Below are 24,742 nucleotides of genomic sequence, written 5' to 3' on the forward strand. Positions count from 1 at the left end.
CTCACAAATGGCAAAAAGCTCACTGAACGTGAGCTTTTTGCGACATCTATAAACCGGAAGTCCGCTGGGCCGTTATTCCCACTCGATCGTCGCAGGCGGCTTGCCCGAAACGTCGTACACCACGCGGTTCAACCCGCGGACCTCGTTGATGATGCGGTTCGAGCAGCGGCCCAGCAGCGCGTAAGGCAGGTGCGCCCAGTGCGCCGTCATGAAGTCCGTGGTCTGCACCGCGCGCAGTGCCACCACGTAGTCGTACGTGCGGCCATCGCCCATCACGCCGACCGACTTCACGGGCAGGAAGACCGCGAACGCCTGGCTCGTCAGGTCGTACCAGCTCTTGCCCACCTGATGCGGCTCGCACAGGCCGGCCGCCGCGTCCTGCTCGGTCGCGATCGTCTTGCGCAGTTCCTCGATGAAGATCGCATCGGCGCGGCGCAGCAGCTCCGCGTACTCGCGCTTCACCTCGCCCAGAATCCGCACGCCGAGGCCCGGGCCCGGGAACGGGTGGCGGTACACCATCTCCGGCGGCAGGCCGAGTTCCACGCCGAGTTCGCGCACTTCGTCCTTGAACAGGTCGCGCAGCGGTTCCAGCAGCTTCAGGCCCAGCGTCTCCGGCAGGCCGCCCACGTTGTGGTGGCTCTTGATCGTGGTCTGCTTCTTCGTCTTGGTACCGCCCGACTCCACCACGTCCGGATAGATCGTGCCCTGCGCCAGCCACTTGGCGTTGCTCAGCTTCTTCGCCTCGGCCTGGAACACCTCGACGAACTCGCGGCCGATGATCTTGCGCTTCTGCTCGGGGTCGGTCACGCCGGCCAGATGGCCGAGGAACTGGTCCGACGCGTCGATATGCACCACCTTCGCGTGCAGGCGGCCCGCGAACATGTCCATCACCATCTTGCCTTCGTCCAGGCGCAGCAGGCCATGATCGACGAACACGCAGGTCAGCTGATCGCCGATCGCGCGATGGATCAGCGCCGCGGCCACCGACGAATCGACACCGCCGGACAGGCCCAGAATCACCTCTTCGTCGCCCACCTGCTCGCGAATCTTCGAGACGGCTTCCTCGATGTGGTCGCGCATGACCCAGTCCGCCTTCGCGCCGGCAATGCCGAGCACAAAGCGTTCGATCATCTCGCGGCCGCGCACGGTGTGCGTGACTTCGGGGTGGAACTGCACGGCGTAGTAGCCGCGATCCACATCGGCCATGCCCGCGATCGGGCAGCTCGGCGTGGACGCCATGAGCTTGAAGCCCGGCGGCAGTTCGGCCACCTTGTCGCCGTGGCTCATCCAGACCTTGAGCATGCCGTGGCCTTCCGGCGTGACGAAGTCCTGCACGTCCTGCAGCAGCGGCGTATGGCCGTGCGCGCGCACCTCGGCGTAACCGAACTCGCGATGGTCGCTCCACTCCACCTTGCCGCCCAGCTGCACGGCCATCGTCTGCATGCCGTAGCAGATGCCGAGCACGGGCACGCCGAGGTCCCACACGGCCTGCGGCGCGCGCAGCTGATGGTCCTCGTAGGTGCTGGCGTGGCTGCCCGACAGGATGATGGCCTTCGGCGCGAACTGTCGCACGAACTCGTCGGACACGTCGTTCGGATGGATTTCGCAATAGACGTGGGCCTCGCGAACACGGCGGGCAATCAGCTGCGTGACCTGCGAGCCGAAATCAAGAATGAGGATTTTGTCGTGCATGATGGGGGGATGGCAGTTCTTCCGTTGCAGGGTCGGGCAACACTTCGGTACCGGGCCCATAGCCCGGCGGCGGCGTGATGACCGGCTCGCGCCGGTATTCAGGATATTCGCGCGATGCCGGACGAACCGCATCGTCATGAGGATAAGGGTCGGGTCGCACCGCATCGCCACCGGGACCGACGGGACGTCCGCCCGTGGTGGCCGTGGTGGCCGCCTGGCGCTCGGCCTCGCGTGCCAGCTGTGCCTCGCGCTCGCGCCGGCGCACGCGCTTGGCCGCGGGAATCTGCACCGCTGCAAAGAACGCGAGGACCGCGGCCAGCGTCAGCAGCCAGATCTTGCCCGCGCCCTGCACGGGCACTTCGAGGAACAGCACCCACGATACGATCAGAATCGCGCCGATCAGATTCACCTGTCCGACCGTCCGCGCGATGGCGACGGTCAGCTGGCCGTTGATCGTGGCCTGCACCAGAAGCCAGGCAAAGCCGATCATCGCCACGCCGAGCAGTTGCCCGTACAGCGCGGGCTGCGGCTGCGGCAATTGCAGCGCGGCATACAGCGTCGCAAACGGCGACGCCAGCAGCAGGATGCCAAGCAGCAGTTGGAGCAAGGCATCGAGAAACAGCACCGCTCGCAGCAGTATCTTCATTGGCGCTCCTGTCCGTGATGTCGGTGACTCATGTACACACGGCCGCGCGGCCCCGCCCGCAATCTGCGCGGACAAGGCTTGCGCGGCCGTGCGGCCGGATCGACTGCGGAATCAGTCGATGTGGTAATTCGGCGCTTCCTTCGTGATCTGGACGTCGTGCACGTGCGACTCGCGCATGCCTGCCGCCGTGATCTGCATGAACTCCGCCGTCTCGTGCCACTGGGCGATGGAGCTGCTGCCGCAATAGCCCATCGACGCGCGAATGCCACCGGTCAGCTGGTGAATGATCGCCTGCACCGGGCCCTTGTAAGGCACGCGGCCCTCGATGCCTTCCGGCACGAGCTTGTCGACGTTGGCGGTGTTGTCTTCCTGGAAGTAACGGTCCGCGGCGCCATCCTTCATCGCGCCCACCGAACCCATGCCACGGTAGCTCTTGAACGAGCGGCCCTGATAGAGGAACACTTCGCCCGGCGCTTCCTCGGTACCCGAGAACATGCCGCCCATCATCACCGTATGCGCGCCGGCCGCGAGGGCCTTGGCCACATCGCCCGAGTAACGCACGCCACCGTCGGCGATCAGCGGCACACCGGTGCCCTGCAGCGCCTCGGCCACGTTGGAGACGGCCGTGATCTGCGGCACGCCCACACCCGCGACGATACGCGTGGTGCAGATGGAACCGGGACCGATACCGACCTTGACGCCATCGGCGCCATGATCGACCAGCGCACGCGCGGCGGCGCCGGTGGCGATGTTGCCGCCGATGACCTGCACCTGCGGATAGTTCTGCTTGACCCAGCGCACGCGGTCCAGCACGCCCTGGCTGTGGCCGTGGGCGGTATCGACCACGATCACGTCCACGCCGGCCTTCACCAGCAGATCCACACGCTCGTCGTTGTCCGGGCCCACGCCAACTGCCGCGCCTACGCGCAGCTGGCCATGGTCGTCCTTGCTTGCCAGCGGGTTATCGACGGCCTTCTGGATGTCCTTCACCGTGATCAGCCCGCGCAGCTCGAACGCGCTGTTGACCACGAGCACACGCTCCAGGCGGTGACGGTTCATCAGGCGCTTGGCTTCTTCGAGCGGCGCGCCTTCGGCCACGGTCACCAGCTTCTCGCGCGGCGTCATCTTCGCGCGCACCGGCGCTTCCAGGTCTTCCTCGAAGCGCAGGTCGCGGTTGGTGATGATGCCGATGACGGTCTTGCCTTCGAGCACCGGGAAACCCGAAATGCCGTGGTGCTGCGACAGCGCGATCACATCGCGGATCTTCATGTCCGGCGAAATGGTGATCGGATCACGCAGTACACCCGACTCGTAGCGCTTGACCCGCGCGACTTCGCGCGCCTGGTCGGCTGGCTTCAGGTTCTTGTGGACAATGCCGATGCCGCCGGCCTGTGCCATGGAAATGGCGAGGCGGGCTTCCGTCACGGTATCCATGGCGGCGGAGACCAGCGGAATGTTCAATTCAATGGAACGAGACAGGCGGGTGCGAAGGGAAACATCCCGGGGCAGGACGGCCGAATAGGCCGGTACGAGCAGCACATCATCGAACGTGAGTGCTTTCTGGACAAGACGCATAGCAAATCCTCTAGGCGCAAAAGCAGATTATACAGGATTGCAGGATTTGCTGATGCTTTCCCGCAAACCCTTTGCTATGCTCGCCTTCCTTTCAAGATTCGAGAACGGAGACGATGGGAATCGGCGTCCTGTGCGGCCTGCTGGCCGGCGCGTTCTGGGGGATGGTGTTCATCGCGCCCAAGCTGCTGCCGGTATTTTCACCGTGGGAACTCGCCATCGGCCGCTACCTCGCCTATGGCATCGTCGCATTCGTGGCCACGCTGCCGATGCTTCGCCGCATCCTGCGCAAGCTCACGCGCGCCGACTGCATCGCGCTGCTGCGGCAGGCATTCACGGGCAACCTGCTCTACTACGTGCTGCTCGCGTTCGGTGTGCAACTGGCCGGCGTGGGCCCCACCTCGCTGATCATCGGCATCCTCCCGATCACGGTCACGATCATGGGCCGCCGCGACCATGGCGCGGTTCCGTTATCGAAGCTCGTACTGCCGCTGCTCGTCGTTGCCGCGGGCATCGCCTGCATCAATATCGATCTGTTCTCCGGCGGCGGCGGCGCCCATGGCGCGGCGGCCACCGACGCGGCAATCCGTTTGGTATGGGAGAAGATCGCCGGCGTGCTGTGCGCCGTGGGCGCGCTCGTCTGCTGGTCGCTGTACGCGGTGGACAACGCGCGCTACCTGCAGCGCAACCCGCATTTCAGCGGCAACGAATGGTCCGCGCTTTACGGGCTGTCCACGGGCCTCGTTTCCGCGGTGCTCGCGGTCATCGGGTGGATGGTCGCCGGCGACACCCTCACCGCGTCCGGCAGCCAGCGCGACTGGCAGTGGTTCTGGATCGTCAACGGCGCCGTTGCAATCGGAGCGTCGCTTATTGGCAACAACCTGTGGAACATCGCGAGCCGTCGGCTACCCCTCACGCTGTCGGGCCAGATGATCGTGTTCGAGACGCTATTCGCGCTGGCATATGGGTTTGTCTTCGACCATCGCTGGCCCCGGCCGCTCGAGACGGCCGCCGTTGCATTGCTGATGATCGGGGTGGCCTGGTCCGTGCGCTTGCACGCCCCGGACAAGTCTGCGTAGACTGCTGTGCGTTGCTCACCACGCACGTTACCTCCCCATGAAACGCTCGTTCGCGCGCTTTTTCGGTCTCTCCCTGCTCGCCGCGGCCGGCATCGCCGCGCTGCCCGGCATCGCCCAGGCCCAGTGGCAATGGCGCGACGAGGCCGGCCGCAAGGTCTACAGCGACACGCCACCGCCGCCTGGCGTGCCGGCGCGCAACATCCTGTCGGCACCGGGCCGCGCGCCGGGCGCCTATGTCCCCGCCGATGGCGCCGAGGGCGCAGCCGACAAGGGCAAGGGGTCGGTCAATACCATCGCCTCGACGCCGAACGACAGCCAGGCGGCCCTGCAGGCCCAGAAGGAAGGCTTCGAGAAGCGCCGCGCGGCGCGCCTGAAGCAGGAAGAGGAAACGGCCGCCAGGGAAGCGAGGCTCGCTCAGCGCGCCGCGCGCTGCCAGGAGCTGCAGAACTACGCGCTGGGACTCTCGCAGAACGCGCGCATCGCGCGCATCAACAGCGAAGGCGCGCGCGAGGCGCTGGACGATGCCGAGCGCGCCGCGTCGCTGGAACGCACGAATACCGCGATCGCGGCGGAGTGCGGCGCCGGCGGCTGATCAGTCAGACTTGCCGCGCAGCCACTTCTGGCCTTCGCGGGTCCCCGTGGCGCGGGTCTTCTGCACGCGCCTGCGCCGCGCCTGCTTGGGATCGGCCGTGAGCGCGCGATACACCTCCACACGGTCACCGTCGCGCACCACCGTATCGAGCGTCTTGAGCTTGCCGAAGATTCCCACGCGCATCGTGTTCGGATCGACCTCGGGACAGGCCCGCACGAGCCCGCTGGCCGCGATGGCCTGCACGATCGACGTCCCCGGCGGGACTTCCACGTCCTCCAGGAACACGCGGTCCGGCCGCGCATAGCAGACGGCCAGGCGCACGACGGCAGCCGGCGACCCGGGCGCCAGATCAGGTCTTGTTGTCATAGACCACCTCGGCCCGCTTCACGAACGCATCGACGAACGTATTGGCGATGACGCTGAACGCCGGGCCGATGATCTTCTCGAGCAGGACGCTCGAGAACTCGTAGTGCAGATGGAATTCGATCTTGCACGCGTCGGCGCGCAGCGGCGTGAAGCGCCACGTGCCATTGAAGGTCTTGAAAGGTCCGTCCGCGAACGTCATATCGATTCGCGTGGGACGCTCCTGGATGTTCCGCGTATGGAAGTACTGCTTGATGCCGCTGAAGTGGATATTGATCTTCGCGTCGAGCAGCGTCTCGGTCTGCTCGAAGACCTCCACTCCTCCGCACCACGGCAGGAACTTCGGGTAGTCCTCCACGCGGGTTACCAGGTCGTACATCTGCTCGGCGGAATACCCGAGCAGGACGGATTTGTGGACGTCGGCCATGTAAGCGGAATGCGGGGCGCTGCCGGGCTGGGCCGGCGCCTGTCTGGTTTGCTAGAATCGGGATTTTAGCCGACACGCGCGCGAAGGGCATCCCCAGCGGACACCCCAGCTCATCATTCATCGGAACGCATGACCATCGCAGACAACAAGAAAGCCTTTTTCGACTACTTCATCGAAGAGCGGTACGAAGCCGGCCTCGTGCTGGAAGGCTGGGAAGTCAAGGCGATCCGGGCTAACCGCGCGCAGATCAAGGAAGGCTACGTGGTCATCCGCAACGCCGAGATGTTCCTCATCGGCGCGCATATCAGCCCGCTGCAGAGCGCCTCCACGCACGTCCAGCCCGACCCCGTCCGCACGCGCAAGCTGCTGCTCAAGGCCGCCGAGATCAGCAAGCTCATCGGCAAGGTCGAGCAGCGCGGCTATACGCTGGTCCCGCTGAACCTCCATTACCAGCGCGGTCGCATCAAGTGCGAGATCGGACTGGCCAAGGGCAAGAAGCAGTTCGACAAGCGCGAGACCGAGAAGAACCGCGACTGGCAGCGCGAGAAGGCGCGCATCCTCAAGGGCGACGCCAAGGAGTAATCGCCCACGATCCGGTCGTCCTGATCGTGGCCGCCCTCAGCGCGCGGGTGGCGACTTCATGAGCCGCCACAGCGTGGTACGGCCGATGCCGAGCGCGCGGCTCGCCGCGGCGCGATTGCCGCCGTGCGCCTCCAGCGCGCGCAGCACGTCGTCACGCGACAGCGGCGCTGCGGATGGTGCCGCGGCCTGCCGGTGCCGCTCGCCCGCCTCACCCGCCTTACCCACCTCATCTACCTCACCCACCTCATCGAACTCCGGAAAGATCTCCCGCAGATCCTGCTGCGCGCTCCACGCGGCATCGGTCAGATAGATCGCCGCGCGCGCCACGAGGTTCTCGAGCTCGCGCACATTGCCCGGCCACGCGTACGACGCGAATAACGGCTGCAGGAACGCGACGATGCGCGCGTCGTCCTGTCCATCGTTCCTCGGGGCCAGGCCGTACTTGCTGCGGCTGCGCGCCAGCAGTTGCCGCGCGAGGTCGGGAATGTCCTCGCGCCGCTCGCGCAGCGCGGGCAACGCGATCTGCAGCAGATTCAGACGGAAATACAGGTCGGCGCGAAACGTCCCCTGCCGCACGAGTTCGCGGAGGTCCCGGTGCGTGGCGGCAATCACGCGCACGTCGATCGGCGTCGCGCGCCCCGCCCCGAGCTTCATGACCTCGCGCTCCTGCAGCACGCGCAGCAGCCGGCTCTGCAACGCCGCGGGCATCTCGCCCACTTCATCCAGAAAGATCGTGCCCGTGTGCGCCACCTCGAAGAGCCCCGGCTTGCCGCCGCGCCGCGCGCCCGTGAACGCGCCCTCTTCGTGCCCGAACAGTTCGCTTTCGATCAGTCCCTCCGGCAACGCCGCGCAATTGAAGGCCACGAACGGATTGCCCCGGCGCTCGCTCGCGTTGTGCACGCCCTGCGCGACGAGCTCCTTGCCCGTGCCGCTCTCGCCGATCAGCAGCAGCGTGGCATCGTGCGCCGCGCTGGCCTGCGCGAGCCGCCTGACGCGATCGATCGCCGCCGATGCGCCGGTCAGATCGGCCAGCTTGTGCCGCGCGACCAGATGCCGCGGCCGCTGGCTCGTGCGCAGCGAGCGGTCGATGCGCTGCGCGACGAGCGCATCCTGCGCCGTGATGACCGTGCCCGAACGCACGCCATGATCGACGATCGGCAGGCTGTTCATGATCAGCGCGCGGCCGCCCATCTGCTCGATGCGCTCTTCCGCCATGGCATCGCCGTCGCCCGCGTCGCGCAGCTGCGCGCCAAGCGCGCGCATCAACTGCGCATCGATATCCTGCGCGCGGTCCACACCCAGCAGTTCGAGCATTGCCGGGTTGACCACCTCCACCTGCCCCGACTCGTCGAACGCGGCCACCCCATCGCGCAGATGCGCGACGATCGTGTTCAGACGCACGCGCTTCGACTCCTTCTGCCGGCTCATGCGCGCGAGTTCGATCGATCGTTCGAACGCTTCCTCCACGGCGCCCATGGAATACAGGAACACGCTGTGCAGCCCCGCACGCAATGCAAGGTCGCAGGCCATGCCCGGGCCGATGATCACGGTGCAGCCTTCGGCCGCCAGGGTCTCCACGGCTTCGCGCACTTCGTCGATCGAGCGATAGGCGCGCTGCCGCAGGTCGAGCCGCAGGTACTTGCCCAGTTCGGCGAGCTCCTTCGAAATGGCCTCGTGCAGCACGAGTCCGACCGACTCGCCCGGCCATAGCGAGATGGCCTGCGCGATGGCGCTCAGCACGTCGAAGCCATTGACCTTGACCATGACCACGGGCACCGCGAGGTTGTCGCGCAGATAGGCGCCGTTGGAGCCCGCGGCCAGCACCACATCGACCGTGCCGGCCTCGATATGTGTCTGCAGCGCCGCGACGGCCGCGCCGTAGCCGGCCCGCACCGAGAAAAATCGCGCCTGATCGCCATAGCGCGGCGCGACGGTTTCACAGAGCGTCGCAAGTTGACTAAAACTGACGAGGGCGATGCCGGGACGTCCAGGGACGGCGTTCGATACGACTTGGGACATGGGAAAGACCTTGGTGCCAAAACGTCCAGCCCGAGACTGGAACGTTCCGTGAAACACATGAAACGTTCCGGCATGGTAGCTCAACCACGCGCCCCGCACCCAAGTCATTGTTTTGCATGAAGTTTTTGGCGAACCGTCCGACTGGCACGCTCCGTGCGAAAAGAGGCACATCCATTCGAGATCCGGAGACCCCATCATGACCACCTCCTCCGCGGCACGCCGTGCCGCCTTCCGCGCCAAGGTCGAAGCCCGCCAGGGCCTGCTCGTGCCCGGCGCATTCAATGCCATGAGCGCCCGCGTCATCGAGGACGCCGGGTTCGAGGCGCTGTACCTGACCGGTGCCGGCGTGACCAACATGTCGCTGGGCCTGCCCGACCTCGGCTTTATCGGCCTGCACGAAGTCGCCGAGCACACGTCGCGCGTGCGCGATGCCATCGCGCTACCGATCATCGTCGATGCCGACACGGGCTTCGGCAACGCGGTGAACGTCTATCGCACGATCCAGGTCCTCGAACGCAGCGGCGCCGACGCGGTCCAGCTGGAAGACCAGATCATGCCGAAGAAGTGCGGGCACTTCGCGGGCAAGGAAGTCATCAGCACGAGCGAGATGGTCGGCAAGATCCAGGCCGCGGCCGATGCGCGCGAGGACGAAAACCTGCTGATCATCGCGCGGACCGATGCGGCCGCCGTGCATGGCATCGAGGACGCGATCGACCGCGGCCGCCGCTTCGTCGAGGCGGGCGCGGACATCCTGTTTATCGAAGCCACCGAGTCGCTGGCCGATATCGAACGCCTGCCCGGCCTGATCGACATTCCGCAACTGATCAATATCGTGATCGGCGGCAAGACGCCGACGCAGTCGCGCGAGGCGCTTGCCGGCCTTGGCTACGCCATCGTGCTGTACGCGAACGCGGCGTTGCAGGGCGCGGTGCTCGGCATGCAGCGCGCGCTCGGCACGCTGCAAAAGCAGGGGCGCCTCGATGAAGACGCGACGCTCGTGGCACCGTTCAGCGAGCGCCAACGCCTTGTCAACAAGCCGCGCTACGACGCGCTCGACAAGAAGTACGCCGCGAAAGACTGACGTTTCAGATGTTGTTATTCGCTTTTGGAGACACGTTTTGCATAAGACCAACCGATTCACGCGCACCCTGATCGCTTCGGCGGCCCTGATCACCACGTTTACGGCGGCCGGCACCGCGGCCGCCGCCGACACGTGGCCGTCCAAGACCATTCGCTTCGTCGTGCCGTTCTCGGCCGGCGGCGCCAACGATCTGATGGCCCGCGCGGCGGCCGAAGGCGCGTCGAAGGTGCTGGGCCAGACGGTACTGATCGACAATCGTCCGGGCGCGGGCGGTACCGTGGGCGCGGAAGTCGTCGCCCGCAGCGCCCCCGACGGCTATACGTTCCTGATCAGCGCGGCGGGCGTGATCTCGAACAGCATGATCAAGAAGTCGATCCCGTTCAAGGACGATGCGCTGGTGCCGGTCGTGATGATCGGCCTGGCCCCGTCCGTGATCGTGGTGCCGAAGAGCTCCCCGTACAACACCCTGCGCGAATTCGTCGATGCCTCGAAGAAAGGCAACGGCTTCAACTTCGCGACCGCGGGCACCGGCAGCACGCCGCATTTCGTGGCCGAGATCCTCAACGTGAAGTACGGCGCCAAGCTGCAGTCGATTCCGTACAAGAGCGGTGGCGAGAGCACGACCGCCGTGCTCGGCGGACAGGTGGAAGGCACGTCGGAGGCCAGCATCATCGCACTGCCGCATATCGTGGGCGAAGGCAAGTTCAAGCCGCTGGCCACGACGTGGACGCAGCGCATCTCCGCCTACCCGCAGCTGTCCACGGCCACGGAGCAAGGCTTCCCGGACCTGCAGATCGCGCACTGGGCCGGCGTGCACGCGCCCAAGGGCACGCCGCCCGCGATCATGGACAAGGTGGCGGCCGCGGTCGATCAGGCCATGCGCGACCCGGCCACGGCGGCCAGGCTCAAGTCCGTCGGTATCGAGCCCATCGGCGGCACGCGCGCCGAGTTCGTGAAGTTCGTGGACGCCGAACGCCGCCGCCTGGGCGAGATCGTCAAGGCCGCGAAGATGCAGGAAAAATAAGCGATCTCGCAAACCTGCAAACAAAAAGGCCGCCCCTCGGGGCGGCCTTTCTACATGGCGACGTGGCTTACGAAGCCAGCTGCTTCCACGTATCGATCACCGAATCAGGATTCAGCGAGATCGACTTGATGCCTTCCTTGGCGAGCCACGCGGCAAAGTCCGGATGGTCCGAAGGACCCTGGCCGCAGATGCCGACATACTTGTCCAGGCGCAGCGCCGTGGAGATCGCACGGGCCAGCATGAACTGCACCGCCGGATCGCGCTCGTCGAAGTCCTTGGCCAGCAGCTCCATGCCGGAGTCGCGGTCGAGGCCCAGCGTCAACTGCGTCAGGTCGTTCGAGCCGATCGAGAAGCCGTCGAAGTACTGGAGGAACTCTTCGGCCAGAATCGCGTTCGACGGCACTTCGCACATCATGATGATGCGCAGGCCGTTCTCGCCGCGCTTGAGGCCGTGCTTGGCCAGCAGCTCGATGACCTTTTCCGCCTGACCCAGGGTCCGCACGAACGGCACCATGATCTCGACGTTGGTCAGGCCCATTTCGTCGCGCACGCGCTTCATGGCCTTGCATTCCATCTCGAACGCCTCGGCGAAGTCGTCGGAGATATAGCGCGAGGCGCCACGGAAACCCAGCATCGGGTTTTCTTCGTCCGGCTCGTAGCGCGAACCGCCGATCAGCTTCTTGTACTCGTTGGACTTGAAGTCCGACAGACGCACGATCACGGGCTTCGGATAGAACGCCGCGCCGATCGTCGCGATGCCTTCGGCCAGCTTGTCCACGTAGAACGCGCGCGGGCTCGCGTGGCCGCGGGCCACCGATTCCACGGCCTTCTTCAGGTCGGCATCGACCTGCGGATAGTCGAGAATCGCCTTCGGGTGGACGCCGATGTTGTTGTTGATGATGAACTCGAGACGCGCCAGGCCCACGCCTTCGTTCGGGATCTGCGCGAAGTCGAACGCGAGCTGCGGATTGCCCACGTTCATCATGATCTTGACGTCGATGGCCGGCATTTCGCCGCGCTGGACCTCGGTCACTTCGGTCTCGAGCAGGCCGTCGTAGATCCGGCCTTCGTCACCCTCGGCGCAGGACACGGTCACCAGCGTGCCGTCCTTGAGGATGTCGGTCGCGTCGCCGCAACCCACCACGGCGGGCACGCCGAGTTCGCGCGCGATGATCGCCGCGTGGCAGGTACGGCCGCCACGGTTCGTCACGATCGCCGAAGCACGCTTCATCACCGGCTCCCAGTTCGGGTCGGTCATGTCGGCCACGAGCACGTCGCCGGGCTGCACACGTTCCATTTCCGACGGATCGTTGATCACGCGGACCGGACCGGTACCGATCTTCTGGCCAATGGCGCGGCCGCTGGTCAGCACGGGTGCCGTGCCCTTCAGCTTGAAGCGCTGCTCGGCCTTGCCGGCGGACTGGCTCTTCACCGTTTCCGGGCGCGCCTGCAGGATGTAGATCTTGCCGTCCTTGCCGTCCTTGCCCCACTCGATGTCCATCGGGCGGCCGTAGTGCTTCTCGATGATGACCGCGTACTTGGCCAGTTCCGACACGTCGGCGTCGGTGATCGAGTAACGGTTGCGCAGTTCCACGGGCACATCGACGGTCTTCACGCGGCCGGCTTCGCCCGGTGCCGTGAATTCCATCTTGATGAGCTTCGAGCCGATCGAGCGGCGGATGATCGGGTACTTGCCCGACGCCAGCGTCGGCTTGAACACGTGGAACTCGTCCGGGTTCACGGCGCCCTGCACCACCGTCTCGCCGAGGCCGTAGCTCGACGTGATGAACACCACGTCGGGGAAGCCCGACTCGGTGTCGATCGTGAACATCACGCCCGACGATGCGAGGTCCGAACGCACCATGCGCTGGATGCCGGCGGACAGCGCCACCACGTCGTGGGCAAAGCCCTTGTGCACGCGGTACGAGATCGCGCGGTCGTTGTACAGCGAGGCGAACACGTGCTTGATCTTGTCCAGCACGTCATCGATGCCGCTGACGTTCAGATACGACTCCTGCTGGCCCGCGAACGAAGCGTCCGGCAGATCCTCGGCCGTGGCCGACGAACGCACGGCGAACGACGCCTCGGCGCCTTCGCGCGCGGACACCGTTGCGTAGAACTCGCGAATCTCCTTTTCCAGACGCGGCTGCAGGGGCGCGTTCACGACCCAGCCGCGAATCTCGGCGCCGGCCTCGGCCAGTGCCTTGACGTCGTCGACGTCGAGTGCCTTCAGGCGCGCGGAGATGCGCGCGGTCAGGTCGTTGTGAGCCAGGAAATCGCGGAAGGCGAGCGCGGTCGTCGCAAAGCCGCCGGGAACGCGGACGCCGGCTTGCGCCAGCTGGGAGATCATCTCGCCGAGCGACGAGTTCTTGCCGCCGACAGTCTCCACGTCGTGCATGCGGAGCTGCTCGAACGGCAGCACATAGGCGCCGTCGAGTGCGCCGGCATTTGCCTGATTGGCGTTGGTCATGAAAGCCTCAAAACAAAGTAAGAAATCTTTCGTGTCGCCCGGTATCTTGTTGGAGTTCTGTTCCCGGAAGCGATCGCTTGGCTAAGCATTTGCCCGGCATTTCCATCGCCTTTGCTGCGGCGCACATTGTTGACAATCGACCGTATGATCGTTGTCTGGCTTGCGCCCGCGCAATTGCTTAGCCAAAAGATCGCCGCTATTCTACCGTGCCGCACCGCACTTCGCGAAAATGCGGCTCCAAATAATTGATCAGACATGTCCCTTCCGGAAGCGCCTGATGCGCCGCAACCGGCGTCCGTAGCGCCCACCCCCGTCACCGGCGCCGCCGATCGCCCTGCCGTCCGTACGGTCTTTATCGTCTCGGATGGCACCGGCATTACCGCCGAAACATTCAGCCACTCGATCCTCGCGCAGTTCGAGATGCGTTTCCGCAAGGTGCGCATGCCGTTCGTCGATACGCCCGAGAAGGCACATATCGCCGTGGGCAAGATCAACGAGGCGTTCTACAACGAAGGCGTGCCGCCGATCGTGTTTACGACGCTCGTCAACGCCGAATCCAACAAGGCCATCCGCCGCGCCAAGGCGATGATCCTGGACATGTTCCAGACCTTCATCGAGCCGCTGGAGAAGGAGCTCGGCCTCAAGTCCACGCACGCGATCGGCCGCTTCCACCAGAACGCCGACACCGAGGCCTACAAGAACCGCATCGAGGCCATCAACTTCTCGCTCGCGCACGACGACGGCCAGTCGCACAAGAACCTGCAGGAAGCCGACGTCATCCTCGTGGGCGTCTCGCGCAGCGGCAAGACCCCGACCAGCCTCTACCTGGCCATGCAGTACGGCCTCAAGGCCGCCAACTACCCGCTGATTCCCGACGACTTCGAACGCGGCAAGCTGCCCTCGGCGCTCTATGCGTTCAAGAACAAGATCTTCGGGCTTTCCATCGATCCGCAGCGCCTGACCGAAATCCGCAACGAGCGCCGGCCCGGCAGCAAGTACGCGGCCATCGAGAACTGCCGCTACGAGGTCAACGAGGCCGAGACGATGATGCGGCGCGAGGGCATCAAGTGGCTGTCCTCGACCCACAAGTCGATCGAGGAAATCGCGACGACGATCCTGCAGGAAATCAAGGTCGATCGCGACAACTATTGACCGCTATTTTGAGAATCGTCTCCTGTTCGGAGCCCTGACACGGTGGCAAATTTCAATGGCAACGCTGTCGTTGTCCACAGGAGAAAACCACCGTGTCCCATCCCCAAGGCCATGTGCATACCGCTGGCGACTTCCCGCATACCCTGACCCCACGCGATCCCGGCCACCTGCCGCTGAAGGTCGGCGCCCTTCTTTTCGCCGGCGTTCTCACGTCGCTGTCCGCCGTGTTTGCCATCGTGGAATACAACGGCCGCGACCTGAAGGACGCCCTCGTTCGCATCGAAACCCAATTCGACAGCCGGCTCGGTCGCCTGGAAACCAAATTCGATCAGCGGCTCGGTCGCCTGGAAACCAAATTCGATCAGCGGTTTGATCGCCTCGAGGCGCAGGTGCACGCCCTCGATCGCAAGGTGGACAGACTCGAAGTTCGGCTCGACAAGGTCGAAGCATTCATCGCCCCGAAGACGGGACAACCGGCGGACACCAGGGCGCAGACGCGCTAGCCCGCTATGCGCCCGCCCCGCGCCGCTGCCGCACCGCCTCGAACAGGCAAACGGCAGTGGCCGCCGCCACGTTCAGCGATTCGAGTCCGCCTGGCTGTGGAATGGTCACCGTGCGGGACACATGCGCCATCCATGCCGCGCTGACACCAGCGCCTTCGTTACCGACGACCCACCCCACCGGCGCCCGCAGATCGGTATCGAATACCGCCGCATCCGCGTGCGAGGATGTCGCCAGCAACGGCACCCGCAGCCGGCTGGACAGCATGTCGAGCGTGCAGTGCTCGACGATATTCAGATGGAAGTTCGCGCCCATGCCGGCGCGCAGGGTCTTGGCCGACCATGCCGACGCGCTGCCGGTCACGAGGAACGCGTGCGGAATGCCCGCCGCGGCCGCGCTGCGCAGGATCGAGCCGACGTTGCCCGCGTCCTGCACGCCATCGAGAATCACGCAATCGGTGTCGATGGTCTGCGGCAGATGCCCGCCCGGCGTGTCGATCACGAACAGCAGATCGATCCCATTGGCGACGGACGCGATCTGCGAGAACAGCGCGTCGGCCAGCACGATGACGCGGTGCTCGTCGACGGCGTCGCGCAGCGCCCGCACCTCGGGATGATCGTAGTGGCGCTCGCCGAGCACGCATTGCACGGGCTGCCCCAGCGCCGCGACGTAGGCCTGCGCGAGGTGCACGCCATCGAGCACGGACTGGCCCGCCTTGCGCTGCTGGTGGGTGGAGCCCGTCAGCGCCTTCAGATGCTTGAACAGCGCGTTGTCGCGCGATGTGATGTGCTTCACCGTAGACCCTTCAGAACGGCGGCGCTTCCTGCGCAACCGTCATGCGATCGAGCACGATGCGTACCGGCGCGAACGTGCGGCGGTGATGCGGCGTGGCCCCGAACTGCTCGAGCGCGGCCAGGTGTTGCGGCGTGGGATAGCCCACATGGCTGTCGAACCCGTACTCGGGATACTGCTGGTGCAGCGCGTGCAGTTCGCGATCGCGCGCGACCTTGGCGAGGATCGACGCCGCCGAGATCGCACGCACCTTGGCATCGCCCTTTACGATCGCTTCGACCGGAAACGCGACCTGCGGGCAGCGATTGCCGTCCACCTGCACGAGGTCGGGAATCACGCCTTTGGCGGCGAGCCCCTGCACCGCGCGCTGCATGGCCAGCATCGAGGCATGCAGGATATTGATCGAGTCGATCTCCTCGACCGTCGCAAACGAAATATGCCAGCCCAGCGCGCGTTCGCAGATGCGCTCGAACAGCACTTCGCGCTTCTCCGCGCTGAGGATCTTGGAATCGGCCAGCCCGCGGATCTGGCGCGCGGGGTCGAGCACCACGGCGGCCGCATACACGGGCCCCGCGAGCGGGCCGCGACCGGCCTCGTCCACGCCGCACAGGCGCTGTACGACGGCCACGGTCTGGGTGAGTTCGAGCCCCAGTTGCGGCGAAGGCGACTTGGCGCGCGGCATCAGCGTACCCCCCGCTGATGCATGAGATCGACCACGACATCGGCGGCGATCGATGCGGTATTGCGCTTGAGGGTCTCGTGCATGGCCGTGAAATGCTCGCGGAGGAATGCGATATTGCCTTCGTCGTTGAGCTGCAGCAGCGTTTCGCGCGCGAGCGCCTCGGGCGTGGCATCGTCCTGCAGCAGTTCCGGTACGACAAAACGGCCGGACAGGATATTCGGCAGCCCGACATAGGGCAGATAGCCCTGCCGCTTCATGATCTGCGCGGTCAGCCAGGGCACCTTGTAAGAGATGACCATCGGCTTCTTGTACAGCGCGGCTTCCAGCGTGGCGGTGCCGCTCGCCAGCAGCACGACGTCGGCGGCTTCCATCGCAAGATGCGACTGACCATCGACGATCGTCACGTCGAGTTCCGGATGATCGAGCGCATGTCCCTCGATGATCGCGCGCAGCGGCGCGCTTGCCGCAGGCACGACGAAGGCGAGGTTGCCGTCCATGCGATGCATGCGCGCCATCGCGCCGAAGAACGTGGCGCCGAGGTTCTTCACCTCCGACTGCCGGCTGCCCGGCAGCACCGCGACCACGCGCTTGCCCTCGGGCAGGCCCAGCGTCGCGCGCGCGCCGGCCACATCGGGCACCATCGGAATCACGTCGGCCAGCGGATGGCCGACATACGTCGCGGGAATGCCCGCGCGCGCGTAGATCTCGGGTTCGAACGGAAACAGGCAGAGGATATGGTCGACCGCGCGCGCGATCGTACGGATCCGCCCGCCGCGCCATGCCCAGATCGACGGGCTGACGAAATGCACGACCGGAATCCCCGCGCGGCGCAGCGGGACTTCGAGGCCGAAATTGAAATCGGGCGCATCCACGCCGATAAAGCATAGCGGCGGCTGCGCAATCAGCTTCTCGCGGATCGCACGCCGCGTGGCGAGAATCTCGCGCAGCGAGCCCAGTACCTCCACATAGCCGTTGACGGAGAGCGTCTCCATCGGCCAGTGCGAGACGAAGCCCTGCTCCATCATGCGGCGGCCGCCGATGCCGGCATAGTCCACCGATTCGCCGAGCCGCTTGTGCAGCCCTTCGAGCAATAACGACGCCAGCAGGTCGCCGGAAGCCTCTCCGGCCACCATCGCGACGGTTCCGCGCTTTGCCTCGACCATGTCGCGTCGGCTTAGCGAACGATGCCGCGCTGCGTCGTGGCCAGGAAGTCGGCGAGCGCGCGCAGCGGCTCCGCCGTCGTGGCGTCCGATTGCGCGAGCAGCGCCGCGATTTCATTGCGCGCGTCGTCGAAGTTGAGGTCCGACTTGTAGAGCAGCTTGTACGCCTGGCGCAGCGCGGCGATCTGGCCCGCGTCGAAACCGCGGCGGCGCAGGCCCTCGACGTTCACGCCGTGCGGCGTGGCCTTGTTGCCGCCCTTGTCGCTCGCGGCGATCACGAACGGCGGAATGTCCTGCACGAGCGCCGAGGCACCGCCAAGGAATGCATGCGCGCCGATGCGCACGAACTGGTGCACGCCGCTCATGCCGCCGAGAATCGCCCAGTCGCCCACCTGCACGTGGCCGGCGATCTGCGCATTGCTCGAAAACACGACGTGGTTGCCAACGTCGCAGTCGTGCGCGATATGCACGTACGCCATGATCCAGTTGTCGTTGCCGAGGCGGGTCAGGCCGCGATCCTGCACGGTACCCGTATGGATCGTCGTGAATTCGCGAATCGTGTTGCGATCGCCAATCTCGAGCCGCGTCGGCTCGTTGGCGTACTTCATGTCCTGCGGCGTGCCGCCGATCGAGGCGTAGGGACCGATACGGTTACCCTCGCCCACGGTGGTATGCCCTTCGACGGTGGTATGCGAGCCGATCCGGGTACCGCTGCCAATCCGCACGTTCGGGCCAACGATGGAAAACGGGCCGACGGTCACGTCGGCGGCAAGTTCTGCCTTCGGGTCGACCAGTGCGGTGGGATGGATTTGCGTCATACGTCCTGTCCTGTGGTCTGATGCGTGTGAAGTGGCGCGGCTCAGGCGTCGGCCTGCTTGACCGTGCACATGAGTTCGGCTTCGCAGGCGACCTCGCCGTCCACGGTCGCATTGGCCTTGAACTTCCAGATGCCGCGGATATAGCGCTCCACGGTCACGTTCAGGTGCAGCTGGTCACCGGGGTACACCACGCGCTTGAAGCGCGCGCCGTCGATGCCGACGAAGTAGTACAGCGAGCCTTCCTTGCGCTCCATGTCCGCGCCGAACGTCAGCAGCCCGGCCGATTGCGCGAGCGCCTCGAGAATCATGACACCGGGCATCACCGGTTGTTCCGGGAAATGGCCCACGAAGTACGGCTCGTTGATGGTGACGTTCTTGAGCGTCTTGATCCGCTTCTGCGGCTCCAGCTCGAGCACGCGGTCGACGAGCAGGATCGGATACCGATGCGGCAGCAGCTTCAGGATCTTGCGAATGTCGATGTCGGATGCGGTCATGATGATTTCTCTTGGTCTTGTGTTGGGGCGGGATCCGGTGACTGGCCGCGCAGACGGCGCTCCAGCTGGATCACCCTTTCGCGAAGCTTCGCGAGCCCGCGTACGATGGCGGCGTTTCGCTCCCATTCGCCATGCGGCAGGAATGGGAAAACGCTCGTGAAATGGCCGCCAGGCTTGCTGATCGACTTCGTGATCGAGGTGCCGCCCGAAATCGTGGTCCGGTCGGCAATGGTCAGGTGGCCCGCGAAATTGGCCGATCCACCGATCACGCAGAAACGGCCGACACGGGTACTGCCCGCGATCGCGGCGCAACCCGCGATCACGGTATGCGCGCCGACCCTTACGTTATGCGCAATCTGGACCTGATTGTCGAGCTTGCAGCCCTCTTCGATCACCGTGTCCGCCATCGCGCCACGGTCGATCGCGGTATTGGCGCCGACCTCGACGTCATCGCCGAGCACCGCGCGACCCGTTTGGGGGATCTTCACGTAGGCAACGCCGGCCGGCCCGATATCGGGCGCAAAGCCGAAGCCGTCCGCGCCGATCACCGCGCCGCTATGCAGGATATTCCGTTTACCGACCACGCAGTGGTGATAAACCGATACATTCGCGTAAATCAGCGTATCGTCGCCGATCTCCGCGTGCGAACCGACAAAACTGTTGCCGACGATGCGTACACGCTCGCCCAGTCGCGCGCCAGCCTCGATCACCACGTTCGGGCCGATAAAGCACGAGGCGGGGACCACGGCATCGGCCGCCACGCTCGCGCGCGGGTCGATGCCCGTACGCGTGTCCGCGTTGGCGCGGTCGAAACGCTGCGCGACACGGGCAAAGCATACGTACGGATTGCGCGCGACGAGCCAGTTGCGGCCGTCGGCATGCCCTTCGGCGCGAATGCGCTCGAGGTCGGCGGGCGACACGATGATCGCCCCCGCGCCCGAAGCGACGGCCTGCGCGAGGTACAGCGGATTGGAGAGGAACGACAGGTCGCCGGGACCGGCCTGGTCGAGCGGCGCGAGGCCGGCAACGGTCAGGTCGGGATCACCCACAACCTGCGCGCCGTTCTCGGTGGCGAGCTGCCCCAGTGTGGGTGTCTGCATGGCGGTACTTCCTGAAAGGGAACGATCGAATCGACGCGCGATGGAACCTGCGGGCCGACGGGCTTACTTCGCGCCCGTGGTGCTCGCGTTCAGCGCCTTCATCACGTCGTCGGTGATGTCGATGCGCGGATTCACGTACACCGCTTCCTGCACGATCAGATCGTACTTGCGCTGCTCGGCCAGGCTGCGGATCACGCGATTGGCGCGCTCCAGCACCTGTGCCAGTTCCTCGTTGCGGCGCTGGTTCAGGTCCTCGCGGAATTCACGCTGCTTGCGCTGGAATTCGCGGTCGAGGTCGGCCACTTCGCGCTGACGGCGCTGGCGGTCGGAGTCCGCGAGCACCGCGGTGTCCTTGTCGAGCTTGTCGGCCATGCCCTTGATCTTCTGGGCCATGTCCTGCAGTTCGCGGTCGCGCTTCGAGAATTCCTGCTCGAGCTTGACCTGAGCGGCCTTCGCCGGCTGCGAATCACGCAGGATGCGCTCCGAGTTGACCGCGGCGATGCGCGCCTCCTGAGCCATCGCCGGCGCTGCCGCGCACAGGGCCGCAGCGGCCAGCGCGGCCGCGCTCAGGGATTTCATCAGTGGAGAATGGAGTTTCATGAAACGAATCCTTTGTCGCAATCAGAACGCGGTACCGATCTGGAACTGGAAGCGCTGGACCCGGTCGGTATCGTCCTTCTTGAGCGGGAAGCCGACGCTGACCTTGAGCGGGCCGATCGGAGACAGCCACGACATACCGAGACCGGTCGAGTACTTGAGGTCGCTGACCTTGATGGGCGCGCCTTCCTGATACACGTTACCGAAGTCGAAGAACGTGAACAGACGCAGCGTGCGGTCCACACCGGACCCCGGCAGCGGGAACACGAATTCGACGTTACCAATAAGCTTGGACGCGCCGCCGACCGGGTTGCCGTTCTGGTCCTTCGGACCCAGCGTGCTGGTCTGGTAGCCACGTACCGAGCCGATACCACCGGCGTAGAAGTACTTGAACACCGGGAACGGCGTGTCGCCGTAGCCGTGCCCGTACGCCACTTCACCGTTGAAGGCCAGCGTGAAGGCCTTCGACAGCGGATAGAAGTATTGCTGCTGGAAGCTGGCGCGATAGTACTGCGTATCGCCACCCGGCACGCCCACTTCGAGGTTGGCCTGCGTGTACGGACCCTTGGTCGGGATCAGCGCACTGTCGCGGCGATCGCGCGCCCAGCCGATCGTGAACGGGAAGTTGTTGATCGGGTCGCCACTGCTCTTGCCAATCTTCTGCAGCCACGCCTGGTACTGCGACGGCGTGTTGACCGAGGTGTAGACCTGCGTGCGCTCGTAGCCGATACCGAAGAACACGGTATCGTTTTCCGAGAACGGCACGCCGAACTTGAAGCCGCCACCCGCGGTGACGATCTTGTAGTCCTGGTCGCCCGTGTAGTACAGCGGACGCGCGGTACGGTAGTAGATATCGGTCGAGCGGCTGATGCCGTCCACCGTGAAATACGGGTCGTACTGCGTCAGCGAGATCGTGCGGAACGACTTCGCGGTGTTCACGTCCAGGCCGAGGCTGGTACCGGAGCCGAACACGTTGTCCTGGCGCAGGCCGGCCTGCAGCACGAGCTTGTCGGTCGAGGAGAAGCCCAGACCCAGGCTGATCTGACCGGTCGGCTTCTCGGTCACGTTCACGTTCACATCGACCTGGTCGGGCGCGCCCGGCACGTCCTCGGTGGTGATGTTCGTGTCGGTGAAGTAGCCGGTACGGTTGATACGCGCCTGCGACTGCGTGAGCTTCTCGCTGTCGAACCACGAGCTTTCCATCTGGCGCATCTCGCGGCGCACCACCTCGTCACGCGTCTTGCTGTTGCCGACCACGTTCACGCGGCGCACATAGACGCGGCGGCCCGGATCGACCATCAGCGTCAGCGCGACTTCGCGCTTGCCCTGATCGATGTTCGGCTGCGGATTGATCGTGGTGAACGCGTAGCCGTACGTGCCCAGCAGGTCCGTAATGGCCTTGGTGCTCGCGGTCAGCTTTTCGGACGAGAAAATATCGCCCTTCTTCAGCTGCATGAGCTTTTCCATCTCTTCCTGCTTGCCGAGCAGTTCGCCGGCCAGGCGGATGTCGGACACCTTGTACTGCTCGCCTTCCTTGATGTTCAGCGTCAGGTAGATGTCCTTCTTGTCCGGCGTGATCGACACCTGCGTCGATTCGATCTGGAACTCGAGGTAACCGCGGTTCAGGTAGTACGAACGCAGCGCTTCCAGGTCGGCCGTCAGCTTCTGCTTCGAATAGAGATCGTTCTTCGTGTACCAGGACAGCCAGTTCGGCGTCGACAGCTGCATCTCGTCGCGCAGCGTGCTTTCCTTGAACGCCTTGTTACCGACGATATTGATCTGGCGGATCTTCGCGACGGGGCCTTCGTCCACGTTGAACACCACGGACACGCGATTGCGGTCCACCGGCGTCACGGTGGTCTGCACGTCGGCGGCATAGTAGCCGCGCGCGACGTACTGGCGCTTGAGCTCCTGCTCCGCCTTGTCGATCAGCGCCTTGTCGTAGTAACGCGCCTCGGCCACGCCGACGGCACGCAGCGAACGGCGCAGCGTGTCCTTGTCGAATTCCTTGATGCCGACGAACTCGAGCTGCGAGATGGCGGGACGTTCCTCCACCTGCACGACGAGCACGCCATCTTCGGCACGGATCTGCACGTCCTTGAAGAAGCCCGTGTTGTAGAGCGCGCGAATGGCATCGGCGCCCTTGTCGTCGGTGAAGGTTTCGCCGACGCGGACCGGGAGGTAGCCGAACACGGTGCCCGGCTCGACGCGCTGCAGCCCTTCGACGCGGATGTCCTTGACTACGAACGGATCGGCGGCCCAGCCCGCAGGGCTCCAGGCCGCGATAATCGCACTCGTCAGCACGCCCAGCGAGATGCGCTTATTTCTGATCAATGTCGATCCCCTCTCTCTCAAATCGATGCAATGCGATACAGGAATATTTTTTAGGCTCTGGCGCCGCGGCGCGTACCCGTCGTCCCGGCCAACGCGCAGCTACCCGCGCGCCAGGAACAATCGGCTGACGTCATTGAACAAAGCGAGTGAGGTCAGGAGCAAGATGCAGGCGATGCCGACCTTCTGCAGCGTCGCCTGCCAGTGATCTGGTACGGGCCTGCCAGTCAAAAATTCCACGCAATAATACAGCAAATGCCCCCCATCCAGAACCGGAATAGGTAACAAATTCAGTACACCGAGGCTGACGCTGACCAGCGCCAGGAAGCTGATGAACGGCTGCCAACCCATGTTGGCCGCGCGGCCCGCATAATCGGCGACGGTCAGCGGCCCGCTGAGATTCTGCAGCGACGCCTCGCCGATCAGCATCTTTCCGAGCAGCTTCAGCGAGAGCACGCTCGTGTTCCAGACCTGCGCCGCGGCACGGACCGTCGCCTGCCCGAGCGGATAGCGCACGGTTTCGGTCTGTACGGCCTGATTGAGCGCCGCGCCCAGCTTGCCGGCGGGCTTTGCCGCACCGCCATCCTTGGGCGCCTCGCCGGGCGCGGTGTCGAGCGTGACCGGCACGTCGAGCCGCTTGCCGTCGCGCTGGATGCCGAGCACCACCGCCTGGCCCGGCTGCGCGCGCACGGCGCGGATCAGCTCGCTCGCCTGCGTCAGCGGCTTGTCCCCGAACGCCACCACCTGGTCGCCCGCCCGCAGGCCGGCCCGTTGCGCGGCGCTGTCCGGCAGGACTTCGGCCACGGTGACCGGGCCGCCCTTGAGATTCAGGCCCAGCGTGGCCAGCGGGTCCTGCTCCGGATTGCCGCCCGTATTCGGCAGGCGGCCCAGCCGCACGTCGCGCTCGGCGCCGTCGGTGCCGCGCACGCGCAGCACGGCCGGGGCATCGTCGAATCCGTTTGAGAAAACGGCCATGCGCAGGTCGTTCCACGAGCGGATGGTCTCGGTACTGTCGTGCGCGGTCAGCGACAGCACGCGGTCGCCCTCGCGCACGCCGGCCTCCGCCGCGACCGTGCCGGCCGCGGGCGCCGCCACCACGGGCACCGGCTCGCGCATGCCGCCCGCGAGCAGCACCATATAGAAGACGATCGCCAGCAGGAAGTTGGCCAGCGGGCCGGCCGCCACGATCACGAACCGCTTGCCCACGGGCTGGCGGTTGAACGCGCGCGGCAGTTCGGCCGCGTCGATCGGCGGATCGACCTCGGGATCGCGCTCGCGCTCGTCGAGCATCTTGACGTAGCCGCCCAGCGGAATCGCCGCGAGCGTCCACTCGGTCCGGTCACGGCCCTTCGATACCCAGCGCGCGAGCGGCCGGCCGAAGCCGATCGAGAATCGCAGGACCTTGACGCCGCAGGCCCGCGCCGCCAGGTAGTGCCCCATTTCGTGCACGAAAATCAGAATGCACAGGGCAACGATAAAAGCGATCACGGTTTGCATGGCATGTCATCCGTCAAGACTGCGGACCTCGGCGAACGCGCATTGCACATCGCCGCGGTCGTTATCGCCAC

The 24,742-nt window shown here is 65.4% G+C and carries 21 protein-coding genes and 2 pseudogenes; 7 read left to right on the forward strand and 16 right to left on the reverse strand.

Features of this window, described 5'->3' with window-relative positions; translation table 11 throughout:
• Positions 1-72: 72 nt before the first annotated feature.
• The 3 genes from guaA to guaB form a co-directional block, all read right to left on the reverse strand.
• Positions 73-1,692 (reverse strand): glutamine-hydrolyzing GMP synthase, encoded by a 1,620-nt coding sequence (gene guaA / locus AAHB16_RS00855; protein ID WP_150371949.1) that lies wholly within the window; start codon positions 1,690-1,692, stop codon positions 73-75.
• Entirely contained in the window at positions 1,667-2,338 is a 672-nt protein-coding gene (locus AAHB16_RS00860; RefSeq protein WP_150371950.1) for a hypothetical protein, read from the reverse strand. The genes guaA and AAHB16_RS00860 overlap by 26 nt, the downstream gene beginning before the upstream one ends.
• A 111-nt stretch (positions 2,339-2,449) precedes the next feature.
• Complete coding sequence (guaB, locus tag AAHB16_RS00865) at positions 2,450-3,913, reverse strand: IMP dehydrogenase (protein WP_150371951.1); 1,464 nt, start codon at positions 3,911-3,913, stop codon at positions 2,450-2,452.
• A gap of 113 nt (positions 3,914-4,026) precedes the next feature.
• Between guaB and AAHB16_RS00870 the strand changes: the two genes are divergently transcribed.
• Positions 4,027-4,989, forward strand: coding sequence for a DMT family transporter (locus AAHB16_RS00870; protein WP_342049814.1), 963 nt, complete (start codon positions 4,027-4,029; stop codon positions 4,987-4,989).
• Positions 4,990-5,026: 37 nt separating this feature from the next.
• Positions 5,027-5,581: a DUF4124 domain-containing protein gene (locus AAHB16_RS00875; RefSeq protein ID WP_150371953.1), complete on the forward strand. Its 555-nt coding sequence runs from the start codon at positions 5,027-5,029 to the stop codon at positions 5,579-5,581.
• Here the strand turns inward: AAHB16_RS00875 and AAHB16_RS00880 are convergent, their stop codons facing one another.
• Entirely contained in the window at positions 5,582-5,947 is a 366-nt protein-coding gene (locus AAHB16_RS00880; protein WP_150371954.1) for an RnfH family protein, read from the reverse strand.
• Positions 5,931-6,371 carry a type II toxin-antitoxin system RatA family toxin gene (locus tag AAHB16_RS00885; protein WP_150371955.1) on the reverse strand — a complete coding sequence of 147 codons (441 nt, stop codon included), beginning with the start codon at positions 6,369-6,371 and terminating at the stop codon, positions 5,931-5,933. The genes AAHB16_RS00880 and AAHB16_RS00885 overlap by 17 nt, the downstream gene beginning before the upstream one ends.
• Before the next feature lie 123 nt (positions 6,372-6,494).
• Here AAHB16_RS00885 and smpB point away from each other — a divergent pair.
• Positions 6,495-6,953 (forward strand): annotated as a pseudogene (smpB, locus tag AAHB16_RS00890) (SsrA-binding protein SmpB); the annotation flags it as partial.
• Positions 6,954-6,989: 36 nt separating this feature from the next.
• Here the strand turns inward: smpB and prpR are convergent.
• On the reverse strand, positions 6,990-8,972 hold the full coding sequence (gene prpR / locus AAHB16_RS00895) for a propionate catabolism operon regulatory protein PrpR (protein ID WP_342049815.1): 1,983 nt from the start codon (positions 8,970-8,972) through the stop codon (positions 6,990-6,992).
• Between the two features lie 196 nt (positions 8,973-9,168).
• Between prpR and AAHB16_RS00900 the strand changes: the two genes are divergently transcribed.
• Both AAHB16_RS00900 and AAHB16_RS00905 read left to right on the forward strand, forming a co-directional pair.
• Positions 9,169-10,053: an isocitrate lyase/PEP mutase family protein gene (locus AAHB16_RS00900; protein ID WP_150371958.1), complete on the forward strand. Its 885-nt coding sequence runs from the start codon at positions 9,169-9,171 to the stop codon at positions 10,051-10,053.
• A 67-nt stretch (positions 10,054-10,120) separates the two neighbouring features.
• On the forward strand, positions 10,121-11,077 hold the full coding sequence (locus tag AAHB16_RS00905) for a tripartite tricarboxylate transporter substrate binding protein (protein ID WP_223851491.1): 957 nt from the start codon (positions 10,121-10,123) through the stop codon (positions 11,075-11,077).
• Between the two features lie 67 nt (positions 11,078-11,144).
• Here the strand turns inward: AAHB16_RS00905 and ppsA are convergent, their stop codons facing one another.
• Positions 11,145-13,547, reverse strand: coding sequence for a phosphoenolpyruvate synthase (gene ppsA / locus AAHB16_RS00910; protein ID WP_150371960.1), 2,403 nt, complete (start codon positions 13,545-13,547; stop codon positions 11,145-11,147).
• 255 nt (positions 13,548-13,802) lie between these two features.
• Here ppsA and ppsR point away from each other — a divergent pair, with 255 nt between their 5' ends.
• On the forward strand, positions 13,803-14,699 hold the full coding sequence (ppsR, locus tag AAHB16_RS00915; protein ID WP_342049816.1) for a posphoenolpyruvate synthetase regulatory kinase/phosphorylase PpsR: 897 nt from the start codon (positions 13,803-13,805) through the stop codon (positions 14,697-14,699).
• Between the two features lie 92 nt (positions 14,700-14,791).
• On the forward strand, positions 14,792-15,202 hold the full coding sequence (locus tag AAHB16_RS00920; protein WP_342049817.1) for a hypothetical protein: 411 nt from the start codon (positions 14,792-14,794) through the stop codon (positions 15,200-15,202).
• 4 nt (positions 15,203-15,206) lie between these two features.
• On the opposite strand, the gene AAHB16_RS00925 is transcribed toward AAHB16_RS00920, so the two are convergent.
• The 9 genes and pseudogenes from AAHB16_RS00925 to rseP all read right to left on the reverse strand — a co-directional run bounded on the left by AAHB16_RS00925 (position 15,207) and on the right by rseP (position 24,671).
• A complete protein-coding gene (locus tag AAHB16_RS00925) occupies positions 15,207-15,995 on the reverse strand; it encodes a TrmH family RNA methyltransferase (RefSeq protein ID WP_342049818.1) in 789 nt (262 codons plus the stop codon).
• Between the two features lie 109 nt (positions 15,996-16,104).
• Positions 16,105-16,674 (reverse strand): annotated as a pseudogene (locus AAHB16_RS00930) (ribonuclease HII); the annotation flags it as partial.
• On the reverse strand, positions 16,674-17,837 hold the full coding sequence (lpxB, locus tag AAHB16_RS00935) for a lipid-A-disaccharide synthase (protein WP_150371965.1): 1,164 nt from the start codon (positions 17,835-17,837) through the stop codon (positions 16,674-16,676). The gene lpxB and the pseudogene AAHB16_RS00930, both read right to left, overlap by 1 nt.
• 11 nt (positions 17,838-17,848) lie before the next feature.
• The gene (gene lpxA, locus AAHB16_RS00940; RefSeq protein ID WP_150371966.1) at positions 17,849-18,652 is read right to left on the reverse strand and encodes an acyl-ACP--UDP-N-acetylglucosamine O-acyltransferase; all 804 of its coding nucleotides are present in this window, start codon (positions 18,650-18,652) and stop codon (positions 17,849-17,851) included.
• Positions 18,653-18,693: 41 nt separating this feature from the next.
• Positions 18,694-19,146 carry a 3-hydroxyacyl-ACP dehydratase FabZ gene (gene fabZ, locus AAHB16_RS00945; protein WP_150371967.1) on the reverse strand — a complete coding sequence of 151 codons (453 nt, stop codon included), beginning with the start codon at positions 19,144-19,146 and terminating at the stop codon, positions 18,694-18,696.
• A complete protein-coding gene (lpxD, locus tag AAHB16_RS00950) occupies positions 19,143-20,246 on the reverse strand; it encodes a UDP-3-O-(3-hydroxymyristoyl)glucosamine N-acyltransferase (protein ID WP_150371968.1) in 1,104 nt (367 codons plus the stop codon). The genes fabZ and lpxD overlap by 4 nt, the downstream gene beginning before the upstream one ends.
• Before the next feature lie 63 nt (positions 20,247-20,309).
• Positions 20,310-20,846 (reverse strand): OmpH family outer membrane protein, encoded by a 537-nt coding sequence (locus tag AAHB16_RS00955; RefSeq protein ID WP_109581241.1) that lies wholly within the window; start codon positions 20,844-20,846, stop codon positions 20,310-20,312.
• 21 nt (positions 20,847-20,867) lie between these two features.
• Positions 20,868-23,177 carry an outer membrane protein assembly factor BamA gene (bamA, locus tag AAHB16_RS00960; RefSeq protein ID WP_150371969.1) on the reverse strand — a complete coding sequence of 770 codons (2,310 nt, stop codon included), beginning with the start codon at positions 23,175-23,177 and terminating at the stop codon, positions 20,868-20,870.
• 99 nt (positions 23,178-23,276) lie between these two features.
• Complete coding sequence (gene rseP / locus AAHB16_RS00965) at positions 23,277-24,671, reverse strand: RIP metalloprotease RseP (protein ID WP_150371970.1); 1,395 nt, start codon at positions 24,669-24,671, stop codon at positions 23,277-23,279.
• Positions 24,672-24,742 lie beyond the last annotated feature (71 nt).

The organism is Cupriavidus sp. OTU4054, from assembly GCF_038440175.1.
In the GTDB taxonomy this organism is placed as follows: domain Bacteria; phylum Pseudomonadota; class Gammaproteobacteria; order Burkholderiales; family Burkholderiaceae; genus Cupriavidus; species Cupriavidus pauculus_D.

Excerpts from the sequence above, each read along its gene's own strand:
- AAHB16_RS00870 (WP_342049814.1), top strand. The coding sequence starts at position 4,027 with ATGGGAATCGGCGTCCTGTGCGGCCTGCTGGCCGGCGCGTTCTGGGGG.
- AAHB16_RS00885 (WP_150371955.1), bottom strand. The coding sequence starts at position 6,371 with ATGGCCGACGTCCACAAATCCGTCCTGCTCGGGTATTCCGCCGAGCAG.
- AAHB16_RS00880 (WP_150371954.1), bottom strand. The coding sequence starts at position 5,947 with ATGACAACAAGACCTGATCTGGCGCCCGGGTCGCCGGCTGCCGTCGTG.
- AAHB16_RS00900 (WP_150371958.1), top strand. The coding sequence starts at position 9,169 with ATGACCACCTCCTCCGCGGCACGCCGTGCCGCCTTCCGCGCCAAGGTC.
- rseP (WP_150371970.1), bottom strand. The coding sequence starts at position 24,671 with ATGCAAACCGTGATCGCTTTTATCGTTGCCCTGTGCATTCTGATTTTC.
- lpxA (WP_150371966.1), bottom strand. The coding sequence starts at position 18,652 with ATGACGCAAATCCATCCCACCGCACTGGTCGACCCGAAGGCAGAACTT.
- guaB (WP_150371951.1), bottom strand. The coding sequence starts at position 3,913 with ATGCGTCTTGTCCAGAAAGCACTCACGTTCGATGATGTGCTGCTCGTA.
- lpxB (WP_150371965.1), bottom strand. The coding sequence starts at position 17,837 with ATGGTCGAGGCAAAGCGCGGAACCGTCGCGATGGTGGCCGGAGAGGCT.
- lpxD (WP_150371968.1), bottom strand. The coding sequence starts at position 20,246 with ATGCAGACACCCACACTGGGGCAGCTCGCCACCGAGAACGGCGCGCAG.
- AAHB16_RS00875 (WP_150371953.1), top strand. The coding sequence starts at position 5,027 with ATGAAACGCTCGTTCGCGCGCTTTTTCGGTCTCTCCCTGCTCGCCGCG.
- ppsR (WP_342049816.1), top strand. The coding sequence starts at position 13,803 with ATGTCCCTTCCGGAAGCGCCTGATGCGCCGCAACCGGCGTCCGTAGCG.
- fabZ (WP_150371967.1), bottom strand. The coding sequence starts at position 19,146 with ATGACCGCATCCGACATCGACATTCGCAAGATCCTGAAGCTGCTGCCG.
- guaA (WP_150371949.1), bottom strand. The coding sequence starts at position 1,692 with ATGCACGACAAAATCCTCATTCTTGATTTCGGCTCGCAGGTCACGCAG.
- ppsA (WP_150371960.1), bottom strand. The coding sequence starts at position 13,547 with ATGACCAACGCCAATCAGGCAAATGCCGGCGCACTCGACGGCGCCTAT.
- AAHB16_RS00860 (WP_150371950.1), bottom strand. The coding sequence starts at position 2,338 with ATGAAGATACTGCTGCGAGCGGTGCTGTTTCTCGATGCCTTGCTCCAA.
- prpR (WP_342049815.1), bottom strand. The coding sequence starts at position 8,972 with ATGTCCCAAGTCGTATCGAACGCCGTCCCTGGACGTCCCGGCATCGCC.
- AAHB16_RS00955 (WP_109581241.1), bottom strand. The coding sequence starts at position 20,846 with ATGAAACTCCATTCTCCACTGATGAAATCCCTGAGCGCGGCCGCGCTG.